This is a genomic window from Streptomyces canus, from assembly GCF_030816965.1.
Lineage (GTDB): Bacteria > Actinomycetota > Actinomycetes > Streptomycetales > Streptomycetaceae > Streptomyces > Streptomyces canus_E.
The window spans coordinates 6,319,151-6,336,001 of sequence record NZ_JAUSYQ010000002.1 but is presented as its reverse complement, the minus strand read 5'-3'; the positions used below and the strand labels follow the sequence as shown (position 1 = coordinate 6,336,001).

Genomic DNA, 16,851 nt, shown 5'->3' with positions numbered 1-16,851 from the left:
CCCTCCAAGGAGCTGCTCGTGAAGGACGCCTTCGGCATTCCCCAGTCCCTGCTCGTCCTCGGCGGTACGTCCGAGATCGCGCTGGCCACCGCCCGCCGCCTCGTCGTCCGACGCACCCGCACGGTGTGGCTGGCGGGGCGCCCGTCCCCCGCCCTGGAGTCGGCCGCCAGGCAATTGCGCTCTCTGGGGGCCGAGGTCCACACCGTCGCCTTCGACGCGCTGGACCCCGAATCCCACGAGACGGTGCTCGGCAAGGTGTTCGCCGAAGGCGACATCGACATGGTGCTGCTCGCCTTCGGGATCCTCGGCGACCAGGCCCACGACGAGCGCGAACCAGTCGCTGCGGTGCGGGTAGCGCAGACCAACTACACAGGTGCCGTCTCGGCCGGCCTGGTGTCCGCGCGCGCGTTGCAGGCTCAGGGGCACGGCTCGCTCGTCGTGCTCTCCTCCGTGGCCGGCGAGCGCGCCCGCCGCGCCGACTTCATCTACGGCTCCAGCAAGGCGGGCCTCGACGTCTTCGCCCAGGGGTTGGGCGAGGCCCTGCACGGCACGGGCGTGCACGTCATGGTCGTACGCCCCGGGTTCGTGCGGTCGAGAGCGACGGCCGGTCTGGAGGAGGCGCCCCTCGCGACCACCCCGGAGGCCGTCGCGACGGCGATCGAGCTGGGTCTGCGGCGCCGCTCGGAGACGGTGTGGGTGCCGGGGGCGCTGCGGGTGGTGATGGCGGCGGTGCGGCATCTGCCGCGGGCGGTGTTCCGGCTGCTGCCGCTGTAACCGTCGTTACAGCTGGCTTGTGGGCAGGGTGCCGCGGTCGACGTGGCCGGCCTGGGGCGGCACGGCCGAGCGACCGAAGGTGAACTCGCGCAGTTTGCGCCACACCCCGTCGGCCCCCTGCTCGTAGAGCGCGAATCCGGTGCACGGCCACTCGGCCTCGAACTCGGCGAGTTCCTCGAAGGCGCGGTCCATGGCCGCCTCGTCGATGCCGTGGGCCACCGTGACGTGCGGGTGGTACGGGAACTGCAGTTCCCGCGCGACCGGCCCGGAGGCGTCACGGACCTGCTTCTGGAGCCACGTGCAGGCCTCGGCACCTTGGGCGACCTGGACGAACACGACAGGTGACAGCGGCCGGAAGGTGCCGGTGCCGGACAGCTTCATCGGAAAAGGCCGGCCCGTCGCGGCGACCTCGGTGAGGTGCGCCTCGATGGCGGGCAGCGCGGTGTCCGCGACCTCGGTGGGCGGCAGCAGGGTGACATGGGTGGGGATGCCGTGAGCCGCGGCGTCGCCGAAGCCCGCGCGCCGCTCCTGGAGCAGGCTGCCGTGAGGCTCCGGGACCGCGATCGACACACCGATCGTTACGGTCCCCACGTCGTCTCCTGTTCGTCCCTGTCGTCCTGTCGGATTCGTTCCCAGCCGTCCGGCTATCGACTGTACGGCCACGGCTGTGCTGTGGGCAGGCGCAGGCATAGTGATGTGCAGCGCTCTGTCCGGTGGTGCTGGTGTGCGGTGGTACGCCCCGGCGACCGGCGGTCGGTACCGCCGGCCGCGGCGATCAGTGTTTCGCGGGCAGGAAGCCCACCTTCTCGTACGTCTGGGAGAGGGTCTCCGCGGCGACCGCGCGCGCCTTCTCCGCGCCCTTGGCCAGGATCGAGTCCAGCGTCTCCGGGTCGTCCAGATACTGCTGGGTCCGCTCCCGGAACGGCGTCACGAACTCGACGACGATCTCGGCGAGGTCCGTCTTGAGCGCGCCGTAGAGCTTTCCCTCGTACTGCTGCTCCAGCTCGGCGATGCCGGTGCCGGTCAGGGTCGAGTAGATGGTGAGCAGGTTGCTGACGCCCGGCTTGTTCTCGGCGTCGTAGCGGATGACGGTGTCGGTGTCCGTGACCGCGCTCTTGACCTTCTTGGCGGTGGCCTTCGGCTCGTCGAGGAGGTTGATGAGGCCCTTCGGTGTGGACGCCGACTTGCTCATCTTGATCGACGGGTCCTGGAGGTCGTAGATCTTCGCCGTCTCCTTGAGGATGTACGGCTTCGGGATCGTGAAGGTCTCGCCGAAGCGGCCGTTGAAGCGCGTGGCGAGGTCACGGGTCAGTTCGACGTGCTGGCGCTGGTCCTCACCCACCGGGACCTCGTTGGCCTGGTAGAGCAGGATGTCCGCGACCTGGAGGATCGGGTACGTGAACAGGCCCACGCTCGCGCTGTCGGCACCCTGGCGGGCGGACTTGTCCTTGAACTGGGTCATGCGGGAGGCCTCGCCGAATCCGGTGAGGCAGTTCATGACCCAGGCGAGCTGGGCGTGCTCGGGGACGTGGCTCTGGACGAAGAGCGTGCAGCGCTCCGGGTCGAGGCCCGCGGCGAGAAGCTGCGCGGCGGCCAGGCGGGTGTTGCCCGTGAGCTCCTTCGGGTCCTGCGGAACCGTGATCGCGTGCAGGTCGACGACCATGTAGAACGCGTCGTGGGACTCCTGAAGAGCCACCCACTGGCGGACGGCGCCGAGGTAGTTGCCGAGGTGGAACGAGCCTGCGGTGGGCTGGATTCCGGAGAGCACGCGGGGTCGGTCAGAGGCCATGCCCACCATTCTCTCAGGTGTCGGGGGCCGATCCGGAACCAGTCGGAAACAGATGTGCCACGGGTGGGAACCGATTCCGTCCGGGCGGTGTACCCATGGTGTGAGGACGCGGGAGGGGGGCCGCATCGTCGATGAGGCCGAGGTGATCGCACGCGTACGCGCCGGAGACCCGGAGGCGTACGCGGAGCTGGTGCGGGCCCATACGGGCCTCGCCATGCGAGCGGCCGCCGCGCTCGGGGCGGGTGCGGACGCGGAGGACGTGGTGCAGCAGGCCTTCGTCAAGGCGTACTGCGGGCTGGGCCGCTTCAAGGAGGGCTCGGCGTTCAAGCCGTGGTTCATGTCGATCGTGGCCAATGAGACGAGGAACACAGTGCGGACGGCGGCGCGCCAGCGCACACTCGCCGGCCGCGAGGCGGCCTTCGCGGAGGCCGAGCCGCTGATACCGGAATCGGCGGACCCGGCGGTCGCGGCCGTGGAGATAGAGCGCCGCGCCGCGCTGGGGTCCGCGCTGGAGAAGTTGAGCGAGGAGCACCGTCTGGTCGTCACCTACCGGTATCTGCTGGAGATGGACGAGTCCGAGACGGCCCAGGCCCTGGGCTGGCCCCGCGGGACGGTGAAGTCCCGGCTGAACCGCGCGCTGCGCAAGCTCGGCAAGCTGCTGCCGGATGTCGCGCCTCGGGAAGGGGGTGATGAGCGTGAGTGAGTCCTACGGCGGTGAGGGCGCGGGAGGAAGCGCGCGTGAGCGTGCGTCCCGGCTGCCCGAGGAGCTGCGGGCGCTCGGGCGTTCGCTGGACGCGCCGGGTGCGGACAGGTCCGAGTCGATGGTGGAGCGGGTGCTGGAGCAGATACTCGCCGAGCGGCTGCCGGTCCCGGTGGCCCAGGCGTCGGGGCCCGGTGAGCGGCTGCGGGCGGTGCGGCGGTGGACGCGGCTGCGGTGGCGTTCGCTGGCCGCGACCCTGTGCGGGCTGCTGGCGGTCCTCGCGCTCACGCCTCCGGTGCGGGCGGCGGTCCTGGACTGGTTCGACTTCGGCGGGGTCGAGGTGCGGTACGACCCTTCGGCGGTGCCCTCGCCGAGGGCCGAGGTGCCCGGCTGCGGTCGCTCGGTGTCGCTCGCGCAGGCCGAGCGGCGGGCGGGGTTCGAACCGCTGGTGCCGTCGGCGCTCGGCGCTCCGGACGTGGTCACGGTGACGACCGAGCCGCAGGGGCGGTCTCTGGTCAGCCTGTGCTGGCATGAGCGGGGGGACACCATACGGCTGGACGAGTATCCGGCCCGTCTGGACATCGGCTTCACCAAGCGTGTGCGGGAGCAGCCGGAGTTGCTCTCGCTGGACGGGGACTCCTCGGAGCTCGGTGGGGCCCATGACACGGCTCTGTGGTTTCCGCGGCCCCACCTGCTGAGCTTCTGGCTGGTGGACGCGGCCGGCTCCCACTACGCCCGCGAGCAGCGGACCGCCGGTCCGACGCTGCTGTGGATGCACGGGCCGGGTGTCCTGGACGTGCCCGACGTGACGCTGCGACTGGAGGGGGCCACGTCGAAGGCGCGGGCTGTGGAGATCGCGAAGTCCCTCGGCGAGCCGGGGCACGAGGGCGCCGAGAAGTCCTCGGATTAGTGCGCGCGGGGTGGGAACCCCGACGGGCCGGGCGGTGTACCAGAAGTGACACGCGGCTCGCGGACGGGCCGCACAGGATCGTCTGTTGGGGGTCGGCATGAAGAGGCGTGTGGCTGGACGAGGGGGCCGCTGTCGTGAACTGGCGGCCGGATCGGGCGCGTTGGCGGTGGCGCTCGCGCTGACGGTGTGGGGTGCGCCCTCCGCATCGGCGGGCGGACCGACGAGCGTGCTCGTGGTCTCGCCGGAGAGCGGGGAGACGGCGTCGCTCTACTACTCCGACGAGGAATACGGGGAGTTGGAGCGGCTGCTCGGCCCTCCGGGTGCGGGCGCCCGCACCACACCACCCGAGGCGAATCTGCTTGCCGCCCGGCAGATCAACGTCACGTGGATGGCGCACGACGTCTCACCGTGGCGGCTGGACCAGGTCTTCCCGCTGGCCGACACGGACGAGGTGTGGATACACACCGCGGAGCGCGTCCCCGAGTCGGTGAACGGCCACTGGCACCGCACAAAGAATCCACCTCAACTGCGCGCCCTGCTGAAGGAATTGGGAGTGATGGGCAAGGTCTCCGGCGAGGGCCATGCCATCTTCCCCGCGCCCGGGCAGGAGCCGTGGACCGATGCGGGGGTGGTGCCCACGGAGGCGTCTGCGGGCCCGTCCTCCACGCCGGACGACGGCACCGAGTGGTGGTGGGCGCTTCCGGGGCTCGCGGCCGGAGCGGTACTGGCGCTCGTGCTGCGGCCGTTCGCTCTGCGGATGCGAGGGGACCGTGTGCGCCGGGAGCCTGGGCCTCGGCAGGAACTGCGTGATCTGTGACGAAAGGAGGTGTCGGCGAGCTGGAGACAGCGAGGCTGACCGATCGAGGGGGATGGCAGTGCGGAGCAGACACACAGGGATGCGGCTCGGGCCGCGCAGGGCGTTGGTAGCGCTGGCAACGGTGGTGGGGGCGGTGACCGTGCTCGGGGCGGCGGCCGCCGCCGCGGCACAGCAGACGCGGGGAGCGGGCCTCGACCGGCCCGACCTGGCGATGGTCGTCACCGGCGGCTCGGGCCGGACCGAGGCCGTGCGTTCCGACGAGCCGTACTTCACCCGCCTGTGGCAGCTGCTGCAGCCGACGTACCCGGGCACGGAGCAAGTGCCCGGCGCCTGGGAGGAGGGCCGGTATCCGGCGGTGCGGTTCACCGTCGTGTGGGGGCTGACGGGTGTCGGTGGCTGGCCTCGGACGGATTCGGCGCCGGGGGGTGATGTGGCGGTGGCGCGGCAGGACCAGCTGTTCCTGACGGGGGACGGCACGCCGTGGGTGCGCTCGGATCCGGCACCGGAGCGGGAGGACGACGACATCCGCTGGCACCGGGCGCCGCAAGCGGTTTTCGATCGGCTGGACCGGGCGGGCCTCGTCGGCGGCCCCGCGGAGGGGCAGGAAAAAGAGGGGGCCAAGACCTCGGCGGGCCCGGAACATGGCGTGTGGTGGGCGGTGCCGGGGCTCGTCGTGGGATTCGCAGCGGGAGTCGGAGGCACGCGGCTGATACGCCGCGCGGCGGTCGGGCCAGGAGCCGAACCGCCGCGGGATGAGCCACGACAGGAACTCATCGATCTCTAGGAGTCACCGGTCTTTGACAACTCAAGAGAGGACGAGAGAGGACGCGGATCAGCCGAGGTCGATCTCCGGGTACAGCGGGAAGCCGGCCACGAGGTCGGTCGCCCGGTGGGAGATCTCGTCCGCGACCTTCGGGTCCAGGACGTGCTGGGCCTTGGAGGGCGCTCCCGACTTGGTGGTGCCGGACTCCGTGGTGGTGAGGACGCGGTCGATGAGACCGGCGACCTCGTCCATCTCGGCGGTGCCCAGGCCACGGGTGGTCAGGGCCGGGGTGCCGATGCGGATGCCGGAGGTGTACCAGGCGCCGTTGGGGTCGGCCGGGATGGCGTTGCGGTTGGTGACGATGCCCGACTCGAGCAGGGCGGCCTCGGCCTGTCGGCCGGTGAGGCCGTAGGAGGTGGCGACGTCGATCAGGTTGAGGTGGTTGTCGGTGCCGCCGGTGACCAGGGTGGCGCCGCGGCGCATCAGGCCCTCGGCCAGGGCGCGGGAGTTGTCGACGATCCGCTGGGCGTAGTCCTGGAAGGAGGGCTGACGTGCCTCGGCGAGGGCGACGGCCTTGGCGGCCATGACGTGCGGGAGGGGGCCGCCGAGGACCATCGGGCAGCCGCGGTCGACCTGGTCCTTGAGGGAGTCGTCGCACAGCACCATGCCGCCGCGCGGGCCGCGCAGCGACTTGTGGGTGGTGGTGGTGACGATCTGGGCGTGCGGGACCGGGTCGAAGTCGCCGGTGAGAACCTTGCCGGCGACGAGACCGGCGAAGTGCGCCATGTCGACCATGAGCGTGGCGCCGACCTCGTCGGCGATCTCGCGCATGATCCGGAAGTTCACCAGACGGGGGTAGGCCGAGTAGCCGGCGACGATGATCAGCGGCTTGAACTCACGGGCCGAGGCGCGCAGCGCGTCGTAGTCGACCAGACCGGTGGAGGGGTCGGTGCCGTAGGAGCGCTGGTCGAACATCTTGCCCGAGATGTTGGGTCGGAAGCCGTGGGTGAGGTGGCCGCCGGCGTCCAGGGACATACCGAGCATGCGCTGGTTGCCGAACGCCTGGCGGAGCTCGGCCCAGTCGGCGTCGGAGAGGTCGTTGACCTGGCGGACGCCGGCCTTCTCCAGGGCGGGGACCTCGACACGCTGGGCGAGGACGGACCAGAAGGCGACGAGGTTGGCGTCGATGCCGGAGTGCGGCTGGACATAGGCGTGCCGGGCGCCGAAGAGCTCCTTGGCGTGCTCGGCGGCCAGGGACTCGACGGTGTCGACGTTGCGACAGCCGGCGTAGAAGCGGCGGCCGACGGTGCCCTCGGCGTACTTGTCGCTGAACCAGTTGCCCATCGCGAGGAGGGTGGCCGGGGAGGCGTAGTTCTCGGAGGCGATCAGCTTGAGCATCTCGCGCTGGTCGTGGACCTCCTGGCCGATGGCGTCGGCGACGCGCGGCTCGACGGCGCGGATCACGTCGAGGGCGGCGCGGAAGGCCGTGGACTCGGTGGACAGGGGCTGCTGCTCTGACATGGCGGCCTCCGGGCTGCGTGGCTTGAAGCGGTCACGGATCACGGTTCGGCCCAGGCGCACGGCACTTGGTCACTCACAGGCCGCTCCCCGATGGTCCGTCCCATCCCAGCGCGCCAGTCACGGCCTGTCGGCCAGCCTACCGGGCACGGAGAACGGCCCCGGTGCGGCGTCCACCATACGAGCGACGGCTTCGAGGCCGGGACATGGGCCGCGGGCCTCGAAGCCTGGGCGGTGCAGGACGTCAGAACAGCACGTCGGCGAGGCGGTCGACCTGGTCGGCGTCCGAGGCCCAGCAGTAGAGCATCACCTCGTCGGCCCCGATGCCGACGTAGGCGTCGGCGGCCTCGCGGATATGCCGCGGTGTGGTGAGCAGGCCGGCCTCCATGTACTCGACGTGGCCGCTGAAGGCGTAGTAGTCGCGGAGGTTGCGGCGGGCCCGGTCCAGGGTGTCGTCGGGGCCGAGAGCGACGTTCGCCTGGGCGACCAGACGGGGGTGGCCGGCGCGGTCGTGTTTCTGCCAGGCCGTTTCGGCGGCGCGGAACAGGTTGGACATGAAGGAGGGCGGCAGGGCGGCGCCGAGGAAGCCGTCGCCGAAGCGGCCGACGCGTTCGAGGGCAGCGGGGGCGAAGCCGCCGAACAGGACCTCCGGGCCACCGGGGGTGGCGGGGGTGGGGCCGAGGGGGCCGATGCCCTCGCCGTACGGCTCGCCGGACCAGGCGCGGCGCAGCAGGGTCATCTGTTCGTCGAGGCGGCGGCCTCGGCGGTGGAGGTCGGTGCCGGCGGCCAGGCAGTCGTCCTCGCGGCCTCCGACACCGATGCCGAGCGTGAAGCGGCCGCCGGAGAGGCGGTCGAGGGTCGCGGTCTGCTTGGCGAGCAGGGCGGTGTTGTGGAGAGGTGCGATCAGTACCTCGGTCTGGACGCGGATGCGGGACGTGGCGCCGGCGAGGATCGCAAGGGTGACGAGGGGCTCGGGGTTGTCGTAGACGAGGCGGTCGAGCAGGCCGAGGGTGCTGAAGGGGCTCGCGTCGGCGCGCCGGGCCCAGGTGAGCAGCTGGGCGGGGTCGTCGATGGGGAGGCCGAGGCCGATGTTCATGGGAGTGTCCTCCGGAGGGCGTACGAGATCGGCCGGTCGGCCGGATCCGGTGCCGCCCCTCCGTGGTGCCGCGCGCTGCGCGCGGACCTGCTCCCGTACTGCGGCGATGGTTCCAGAGAGCGTGTGCGTCAGAGTGCGCCGACCGTAACGCGATCCGACGGGGTGCGACAACGCGTTTTCGCCGGCCGCTCGCGGACACGGCCTGGGGGATACGGCTCGTGTCCGGCGGACAGTTGGAGATCAGTGAGAGCTGGTCCGAAACCAACCCACCCCTCACCACCTCCCCTAAGGTCACTTCGTGCTCTTTGGAATGGTGTGTGCTCTGGGTGCCTCCGTGTGTTTCGGGACGGCCACCGTGCTGCAGGCGATGGCGGCGCGCGCGGCGGACACGGGCGGTCGCGACGGCGAGGGGACGGCGTTCGCGGTGACGCTGTTCCTGGGGGCGGTGCGGCAGTGGCGGTATCTGGCGGGGCTGGCGCTGGACGGGGTGGGGTTCCTGCTGCAGATCGCCGCGTTGTGGTCGGTCCCGATCTACGCGGTGGGCGCGGCGCTCGCGTCGAGTCTCGCGGTGACCGCGGTGGTGTCGGCGCGGCTGCTGCGGGTTCGGCTGAGCGCGGGCGAGTGGGGTGCCGTCGGGGTGGTGTGCGCGGGGATGGCGCTGCTGGGGATCGCGTCCGGGACGGAGGGCGACCAGGGCGGGCCGTCGGCCTTGAAGTACGCGATGCTCGGGACGGCGCTGGCCGTGCTGGGGCTCGCGCTGCTGGGTGGGCGACTGCCGGAGCGGGGACGGGCGTTGGCGCTCGGGCTGGGGGCCGGGTTCGGGTTCGGGGTGGTCGAGGTGGCGGTGCGCCTCATCGACTCGCTCGCGCCGTCGGCGCTGTTGGCCAACCCGGCGACGTACGCACTCCTCGTGGGCGGCGGTGCGGCCTTTCTGTCGCTGACCTCGGCGCTGCAGCGGGGGTCGGTGACCACGGCGACGGCCGGGATGGTGATCGGGGAGACGATCGGGCCGGCGCTGGTGGGGGTGGTGTGGCTCGGGGACCGCACCCGGGAGGGGCTGGCATGGGTGGCGGTGCTGGGTTTCGCCGTGGCCGTCGCGGGGGCGTTGGCGCTGGCCAGGTTCGGGGAGGCCCCGGAGCGTTCCGCTCCGCATTCTCCTTCCCGAATTGCGTAAAGGGATTGCTCAAGTCACTTCCGGCACAGCTCGACAGAATGAGTCATGCCGACCGAAAGGCCGATAAAGAGTCACGATCCGGACAACGAAAAAGCTTCGTTGAAGATTTGAACGTGCTGTGAAGGCCCTGCGTATACGACGGCGTGAGCAGTAATCCCGTCACCGTCACCGTGGCCTATCACGTGGTGCCGGGCCGTGAGGCCGACTTCCATTCCTGGGGGTGGGCCATGTTGGCCGCGAGTGCACAGCAGCCGGGCTTTCTTGGAGGTGGCGTCCTTGTCGACCAAGAGGCGGAGTGGCATGTGGTCTATCGCTTCGCCAGCGAGGGAACGGCCCGGGCCTGGGAGGATTCCCGCGCCCGGACCCAGTGGGACCACCGGGCGGCGGGGTTCGCCCGGCAGACGGAGCGCAGAAGCGTGCGGGGCTCCAAGATGTGGTTCGAATCACAGACCACCACACCGAAGCCGCCCGCCCCGCCGGCGAAATGGAAACTGTGGTTCGTGAACATGAGCGCGGTTTTTCCGCCGGTGCTCATGTTCAATCTGATCGTTCTTCCTTATCTCGGCGGACTCAATCCGCTTGTCCGCACTCTGCTGTTGTGCCTGTGTGTGACGGCTCTCGTCACCTGGATTCTCATGCCCCGGCTTCAGCGTTTCCTCAGGAAATGGCTGTATCCGCCGCTCCAGGCCCTTCGCGGACGGCACAAAAGACGGACCGCATAGGTCCGGCACGAACCGAGGGAGGTGGGCGGGTGAAGACCCTGCTCATCGACAATTACGACTCGTACACGTACAACCTGTTCCAGCTGGTCGCCGAGGTCAACGGCGAGGAACCGGTCGTCGTCCTCAATGACGCGGTCGGCGCCCTTCCCGATCTCGGGGCCTACCTCGCGGGATTCGACAATGTCGTGGTCTCGCCAGGACCCGGGCACCCGGCCGAGCCGCGCGACTTCGGACTGAGCGCCGCCGTGCTCGCCGAGGCGTCGATCCCCGTGCTGGGCGTCTGCCTGGGACACCAGGGCATCGCACTCGGCGAGGGGGGCCTGGTGGGAGCCGCCCCGGAGCCGCGGCACGGTCATTTGTCGACGGTCCGGCACGACGGACGGGACCTGTTCCGGGGGCTGCCGCAGGACTTCACCGCGGTCCGCTACCACTCGCTGGCCGTGTCCGAGCCGCTCCCGCAGGCGCTGGAGGCCACCGCGTGGGCCGAGGACGGCGTGCTGATGGGGCTCAGGCACCGCAGCCGGCCGGTGTGGGGCGTGCAGTTCCATCCGGAGTCCGTACTCACCGACTACGGCCACCGCATGCTCGTCAACTTCCGTAATCTCACGGCGGGACGGGCTCGCAGACCGCGTACGAAGAACACCGCGGTGCCTCCGCCCGAAGCGGTGATCCCCCGGCCTTCGCGGATCGTCCCGCGCCCCCGGCCGGCCGCGCCCGCCTACCGTCTGCACACGCGGCGCATCGCCGGCGCGGTCGACACCGAGGCCGCCTTCACCCGGATGTACGCGGCGTCGAAGCGGGCGTTCTGGCTGGACAGTGCGCTGGTCGAGGACGGGCGGTCGCGGTTCTCGTTCTTCGGTGACGACAGCGGTCCGCTCGCGGAGTTCGTCCGGTACGACGTCGAGAGCGGAAAGTGCGAGATCGAGCGGGCCGGGCGGCCGACGAGGAAGGTCGCGGCGAGCGTCTTCGACTATCTGGGACGGCAGTTGACGAGCCGCCGGGTGGACGGCGCCGGGCTGCCCTTCGACTTCACCGGCGGCTATGTCGGCTACTTCGGCTACGAGATGAAGGCCGACTGCGGCTCACCCAACCGGCATACCTCCGACGCCCCGGACGCGTGCTGGCTGTTCGCCGACCGGTTGATCGCCGTGGACCATCTGAAGAGGGTCACCTACGCGGTCTGCGTGGCCGAGGACACCCCGCAGGCCGCGCGGGAGGCAGAGGACTGGCTGGAGAGCACGCTGGCCCAGCTGACCTTCGTCGCCACCGAGCCGGACCCGACGGGGGCACCCGCGCTGCCGACACCCACCGGCCCCGCCGACCCCGACCTCGGTGCAGCCGAGCCCTGGCTGGTGCGGGACCGGGCGACCTATCTCGCCGACATCGAGTCCTGTGGACGCGAGTTGCGGGCGGGCACGAGCTACGAGGTCTGTCTGACGAACGCGGCCCGGTTACCCGCTCCGCCGGACGCGTACGAGTTCTATCGGGTGTTGCGCCGGGTCAACCCGGCCCCCTACGCGGCGTTCCTGAGGTTCGGGGACGTCGACGTGGCCGGTTCCTCCCCCGAGCGGTTCCTGCGGATCACCCGGGACGGGATCGCCGAGGCCCGGCCCATCAAGGGCACCGCGCCGCGCGGGGCCGGGCCGGAGGAGGACGCCCGCCTGCGGGACGCACTGGCGTCGGATGCCAAGACGCGCGCCGAGAACCTGATGATCGTCGACCTGCTCCGCAACGACCTGGGGCGGGTGTGCCGGACCGGGTCGGTGCGGGTGACCCGGCTGATGGCCACGGAGACGTACGCGACCGTGCATCAGCTCGTGTCGACCGTGGAGGGGCGGCTGCGGGAGGGGACCGACGCGGTGGAGTGCGTGCGGGCCTGTTTTCCCGGTGGCTCGATGACCGGGGCACCGAAGCTGCGCACGATGGAGATCATCGACTCCATGGAGACCGAGGCCCGCGGGGTCTACTCCGGCGCCCTGGGCTATCTCGGGTGCGGCGGGGGCGCGGATCTCAACATCGTCATCCGTACGGCCGTGTTCGCCGACGGGCTGATGCAGCTGGGCACCGGAGGCGCGATCGTCCTCGACTCCGATCCGGTCGCCGAGTACGACGAGATGCTGCTGAAGACGGCGGCGCAGATGAGGGCCCTGCACCTGCACACCGCGGAGCGGACAGCGGAGCAGCGGCGGCACACAGCCGTCCGCGCCGACGCCCGCGGAGGGCACACGGCCACCGAGGAGCCGGTCCGATGACGACTGCGCAGCCCGTGCTGTCCTCGGCCGGCTTCGACGCCCCCGGCAATCTCGCCGCTCAGCTCGCCGATCTCGCCGAGCGGCGCGGCTGGGTGGACCGGCCCGCGTTCCATCAGGGCCACCGGGTCTGGACCCACGGCGAGGTGCACGCGCTCGCGGCCCGGGCGGCCACCGTGCTCGCCGGTCATGGCATCAGGCCGGGTGACCGGGTGGTGCTGGCGTTGCCGGACGGGATCGCCTGGGTGACGGCCTTCCTCGCCGTCGCGCGCCTCGGCGCCGTCGCCGTCCTCGTCAACCCCGAACTCCACGCGGCCGACCACGCGTTCATGGCCGCGGACGCCGACGTCGCGCTGTGTGTGACGGGGCCGGGTCTGGAGGACCGGTTCGCCGAGCGGCCCCGGCTCGGTGCCGACCAGCTGCTCGCGCTCACCGCCTCCGCCGAGCCGGCCCCCGCCCACCCGGTCGACGCGCACACGCCGTTGTACGTCCAGTACACGTCGGGCACCACGGGCCGTCCCAAGGGGGTCGTGCACACGCACGGCGACCCGAAGGCGTACCACGACCTCATCGGCCGGCGGCTGCTGCGGGTCGGCCAGGACGACGTCACCCTGTCGGTGTCGAAGCTGTACTTCGCCTACGGCTTCGGCAACGCCTTCGTCTTCCCGCTCTTCTCCGGCTCCGCCGCCGTGCTCGTGGACCGGCGCCCGACCCCGGCCGCCGTGGACGAGCTCGTCGCCCGGCACCGGGTGACCCTGCTGTACTCCGTGCCGTCCGCGTACGCCGCGCTGGTGGCCGACCGGGGCAGCGGGCACGAGGCCTGCTTCGCCTCGGTGCGGGCCGCGGTGTCGGCCGGCGAGGGCCTGCCGGAGGGCCTCGGCGGACAGATCACCGAGCTGCTCGGTGCGCCGGTGCTGGAACAGATCGGCTCCACCGAGGCCGGTCACGCCTTCTGCGCCAACAGCTTCGGCCACAACCGTCCGGGCACCGTCGGGCGCCCCGTGCCCGGCTTCGAGGTGGAGCTGCGTGACCGCGCCGGCCACCCGGTCCCGGACGGCACGGAGGGCGAGCTGTGGGTGCGCGGCCCGACGGTGACCCCCGGGTATCTCAACCGGCCCGAGGAGACCGAACGCACCCTGGTCGGTGGCTGGCTGGCCACCCATGACCGGGCGGTCCGCGAAGCCGACGGCACCTACCGGCACCTGGGCCGCGCCGACGACATGGAGATGGTCGGCGGCATCACCGTCTCCCCGCTGGAGGTGGAGGCCGTACTGCGCACCCACCCGGCGGTGAAGGAGGTCGCGGTCGTGGCCGTCACCGACGGGAGGGGGGTCGGCCGGCTTCGGGCGTTCGTCGTCTCCGTCGCCCCGGTCCCCGACGGAAGTCTCCAGGAGGACCTCCTCGGCCTGGCCCGCGCACAGCTGGCCGCCTTCAAGGTGCCCAGAAGCGTGAGCCTCGTCCCGTCGCTCCCCCGCACCCCGACCGGCAAGCTCCGCCGCCACCTGGTCCGCCGGGGCGCCTGGTGACCCCACGGCCAGAACACCGCACAGGCACCGCAGCCGCACCGGTCCGCACCGCACCGCACCGCAGAGAGGAACGGCCCCATGCGAGAGCAACAACCCCCCTTCACCGACCGGGGTTTCTACCTGGGCCCGGTGTTCCGCCGGGCGGCCGACCGGCACGGCGCCGTCTTCGTGACCCTGGACCGGCCGCTGGACACCCATCCCGCACTCGGTGTCGATCTCACCTACCCGGCTTTGGCAGAGGTCGTCGAGGATCTGTCCGGACGCCTGTGGGAGGCGGGGGTGAGGCCGTCGGAGCAGGTGGTCGTACACAAGACGGACAACGTCGACATCGTGCTGCTGACCTGCGCGGTCTCCCGTATCGGCGCAGTGCCCGTGCTGCTCTCCCCCGGGCTGGCCGGTGAGGTGGTCGAGGAGTTGATCGAGCGGCTCAGGCACCCGTGGCTGGTCACCGACCGGGCCAAGCTGGAGGGGCCACTGAACGGGGTAGGCCTCCGGGTGCGGCAGGTCCTCGCCGTGGACGACGCGCCGGGCGCCGAGCCCCTGGAGAAGTACGCCGGTACCGAGCTCCCGCCGCTCGTACGCCTCCATCCCCGCGAACCGGCGCTGATCACCCACAGTTCCGGCACCACCGGCCTGCCCAAACTCGCCGTGCACTGCGCGAACACCATGTGGAACCGGCTCGTACCGCAGAAGGCGATGGGCTGGCCGACGCGCGGGGAGACCGCGGCGCTGCACATGTCGTTCGTGCACTCGCGCTTCTACCATCTGCTCGGCGTCCTGCTGCACTTCGGCAGCCCGCTGGTGCTGATCACCGACCCGGACCCGGCCGCCGTGGGACCGCTCCTGACCAGGCACCGGCCGGGCATCGTGGAGACCCACCCCAACACGTTCGTGCTGTGGGAGGAGTTGGCCGACGCGCCCGGTGCCCCGCTGTCGCGGGTGCGGTCCTACGGCTCGACGTTCGACGCGATCCACCCGCGCACGGTACGGCGGCTGCTGGGCGCCTCGAAGCGCCGTTCGCCCTGGCTGATCCAGCTGTACGGGCAGAGCGAGACGGGTCCGGTCGCGTTTCAGTGCTTCACCCGGCGCAGTGCCGCACGCGCGGACGGGCGGCGGGTCGGGATCGGCATACCCGGCTTCACCCGCGTGCGCGTGACGGGGCCGGGCGGTGAGCGGGTCGCCGCCGGGACGAGCGGCCGGATCGAGGCCCGTACCCGGGGCCGCATCCTCACCTACCTCGGCATGCAGGACCGCTACGACCGTCAACTCAACGACGGCTGGTGGGAGATGGGTGACATGGGCTACCGCAGTCGCCTCGGCACCCTGCATCTGATCGACCGGGAGATCGACCGGATCGACTCCGTGCACAGCAATCTGGAGGTCGAGGACACCCTGATGGAGCGCCTGGAGGAGCTCCGGGAGGTCGTCATCGTGCCGGGTGCGGACCGGGAGCCGGTGCCGGTGGTGTGTGTGCGCGGGGAGCAGCCGCTGGACCTCGGGCGCTGGCGGGAGGCGACGGCCGATCTGCCGACGATGGCCGAGCCGCGGCAGTTGCGGTTCGAGGAGCTGCCGATGACCGCGACCTGGAAGGTGAAGCGGGTCGAGATCACCCGGATGCTCGCGGGGGGTGCGCGCGCGTGACACCGGTCGTAGTGGTCGGAGCCGGCCCCGTGGGTCTGTCGGCGGCGCTCGCGCTGCGGGCGCGCGGGCGGGAGGTCGTGCTGCTGGAGGCGGAGCCGAAGGACCGTGAACGGCCCGGCAGCCGGGCCCTGTTCGTGCATCGCGAGACGCTCGCGCTGCTGGACGGGATGTGTCCGGGACTGGCCGGCGAGATCACCGCGTACGGGCAGACCTGGCGGACCCGGCGGACCCTCTACCGGGGGCGCGAGGTGTACTCCCGCACCTATCCGCCGAAGGATGGCCCGCCGCCCTTCACCAGCCTGCGCCAGGTGGACACCGAGCGCTTCCTGCGGGGCGCGTGTGAGCGGGCGGGTGTGGAGTTCGTGTGGGACGCACGGGTGCTGGACGTCCGCACGACGGCGAGCGGGGTCCGGCTGAGCTGCGGCGACGGGCGGGAGTGGAGCTGCGCGTACGCCGTCGCCGCCGACGGTGCCCGGTCCGCCGTGCGGGGCGCACTGGGCATTGCCATGGAGGGCGAGCGGGGCGAGGGCTTCCATGTGGTCGTCGACGTGGCCCACAGGCCGGGTGCCGAGCCGCCGCCCGAGCGGATCTTCCACTACGAGCATCCGGGCGCCGGCGGGCGCAGTGTGATGCGGGTGCCGTTCACCGGGGGCTTCCAGGTCGACCTGCAGTGCCGGGACGACGACCCCGAGGAGGAGTTCGGGACCGAGGAGGCCGTACGGCGATGGCTTCCGGCGGTGGTGGGCGAGGGGTACGGCGAGCGGGTTCTGTGGGTGTCGACGTACCGCTTTCTGCGCAAGGTGGCCGCCTCGTTCACCGATCCGCACCGGCGGGTGCTGCTCGTCGGGGAGGCGGCGCATCTGTTCCCACCGTTCGGGGCGCGGGGGATGAACAGCGGCATCGCGGACGCGGCGGCCGCGGCGGAGGCCATCGGCGGCGGGACGATCGAGGGCTTCGCCGACGTACGGCGGTCCGCGGCACTGTTCAACAGTGCCGCCGCGGGGGCCGCACTGGACCATCTGCGGCCCCGGCGCAGGATCGTCCGGGCGCGTCAGCGGGCGGCGGCGGTGCTCGCGCCCATGCTGCCGTGGTGCGGCTCGTGGCTGGAGCACGCGCCGTACGGGCCACGGCACGGAGCGCCGGTGAACGCCGGCCGCACGTACTGAGGAAGG

General features: G+C 71.6%; 15 protein-coding genes and 1 riboswitch. Of the genes, 11 read left to right on the top strand and 4 right to left on the bottom strand.

The window, feature by feature from the left end:
* Nucleotides 1-18 precede the first annotated feature (18 nt).
* Nucleotides 19-774: a decaprenylphospho-beta-D-erythro-pentofuranosid-2-ulose 2-reductase gene (locus QF027_RS30195; protein ID WP_306977244.1), complete on the top strand. Its 756-nt coding sequence runs from the start codon at nt 19-21 to the stop codon at nt 772-774.
* A gap of 6 nt (nt 775-780) precedes the next feature.
* Here QF027_RS30195 and QF027_RS30190 read toward each other — a convergent pair whose 3' ends face one another.
* Both QF027_RS30190 and trpS read right to left on the bottom strand, forming a co-directional pair.
* Entirely contained in the window at nt 781-1,365 is a 585-nt protein-coding gene (locus QF027_RS30190; protein WP_306977246.1) for a 2'-5' RNA ligase family protein, read from the bottom strand.
* Nucleotides 1,366-1,549: 184 nt separating this feature from the next.
* Nucleotides 1,550-2,563, bottom strand: a complete 1,014-nt coding sequence (gene trpS / locus QF027_RS30185; RefSeq protein WP_306977247.1) for a tryptophan--tRNA ligase — start codon at nt 2,561-2,563, stop codon at nt 1,550-1,552.
* 142 nt (nt 2,564-2,705) lie between these two features.
* Here trpS and QF027_RS30180 point away from each other — a divergent pair, with 142 nt between their 5' ends.
* From QF027_RS30180 to QF027_RS30165, 4 genes are all read left to right on the top strand, one after another.
* Entirely contained in the window at nt 2,706-3,266 is a 561-nt protein-coding gene (locus tag QF027_RS30180) for an RNA polymerase sigma factor (protein WP_307078223.1), read from the top strand.
* On the top strand, nt 3,259-4,173 hold the full coding sequence (locus tag QF027_RS30175; RefSeq protein ID WP_373432439.1) for a hypothetical protein: 915 nt from the start codon (nt 3,259-3,261) through the stop codon (nt 4,171-4,173). Before QF027_RS30180 ends, QF027_RS30175 begins: the two co-directional genes overlap by 8 nt.
* Nucleotides 4,174-4,282: 109 nt before the next feature.
* On the top strand, nt 4,283-4,990 hold the full coding sequence (locus QF027_RS30170; protein WP_307078219.1) for a hypothetical protein: 708 nt from the start codon (nt 4,283-4,285) through the stop codon (nt 4,988-4,990).
* A 79-nt stretch (nt 4,991-5,069) separates the two neighbouring features.
* Nucleotides 5,070-5,774 (top strand): hypothetical protein, encoded by a 705-nt coding sequence (locus QF027_RS30165; RefSeq protein ID WP_373432512.1) that lies wholly within the window; start codon nt 5,070-5,072, stop codon nt 5,772-5,774.
* A gap of 48 nt (nt 5,775-5,822) precedes the next feature.
* Here QF027_RS30165 and QF027_RS30160 read toward each other — a convergent pair whose 3' ends face one another.
* On the bottom strand, nt 5,823-7,274 hold the full coding sequence (locus QF027_RS30160; protein ID WP_306977255.1) for a glycine hydroxymethyltransferase: 1,452 nt from the start codon (nt 7,272-7,274) through the stop codon (nt 5,823-5,825).
* A 41-nt stretch (nt 7,275-7,315) separates the two neighbouring features.
* Nucleotides 7,316-7,405: riboswitch (ZMP/ZTP riboswitch) on the bottom strand.
* 110 nt (nt 7,406-7,515) lie between these two features.
* A complete protein-coding gene (locus tag QF027_RS30155; RefSeq protein WP_307078217.1) occupies nt 7,516-8,367 on the bottom strand; it encodes an LLM class flavin-dependent oxidoreductase in 852 nt (283 codons plus the stop codon).
* A gap of 310 nt (nt 8,368-8,677) precedes the next feature.
* Between QF027_RS30155 and QF027_RS30150 the strand changes: the two genes are divergently transcribed.
* From QF027_RS30150 to QF027_RS30125, 6 genes are all read left to right on the top strand, one after another.
* Nucleotides 8,678-9,541 (top strand): hypothetical protein, encoded by an 864-nt coding sequence (locus tag QF027_RS30150; protein WP_307082536.1) that lies wholly within the window; start codon nt 8,678-8,680, stop codon nt 9,539-9,541.
* 143 nt (nt 9,542-9,684) lie between these two features.
* On the top strand, nt 9,685-10,263 hold the full coding sequence (locus QF027_RS30145) for an antibiotic biosynthesis monooxygenase (RefSeq protein WP_307078215.1): 579 nt from the start codon (nt 9,685-9,687) through the stop codon (nt 10,261-10,263).
* 29 nt (nt 10,264-10,292) lie between these two features.
* Nucleotides 10,293-12,515, top strand: coding sequence for an aminodeoxychorismate synthase component I (gene pabB / locus QF027_RS30140; RefSeq protein WP_307078213.1), 2,223 nt, complete (start codon nt 10,293-10,295; stop codon nt 12,513-12,515).
* Nucleotides 12,512-14,038 carry a benzoate-CoA ligase family protein gene (locus tag QF027_RS30135; RefSeq protein WP_306977263.1) on the top strand — a complete coding sequence of 509 codons (1,527 nt, stop codon included), beginning with the start codon at nt 12,512-12,514 and terminating at the stop codon, nt 14,036-14,038. Before pabB ends, QF027_RS30135 begins: the two co-directional genes overlap by 4 nt.
* A gap of 78 nt (nt 14,039-14,116) precedes the next feature.
* The gene (locus QF027_RS30130; protein WP_307078211.1) at nt 14,117-15,679 is read left to right on the top strand and encodes a class I adenylate-forming enzyme family protein; all 1,563 of its coding nucleotides are present in this window, start codon (nt 14,117-14,119) and stop codon (nt 15,677-15,679) included.
* Nucleotides 15,676-16,845, top strand: coding sequence for an FAD-dependent oxidoreductase (locus QF027_RS30125; RefSeq protein WP_307078209.1), 1,170 nt, complete (start codon nt 15,676-15,678; stop codon nt 16,843-16,845). Before QF027_RS30130 ends, QF027_RS30125 begins: the two co-directional genes overlap by 4 nt.
* Nucleotides 16,846-16,851 lie beyond the last annotated feature (6 nt).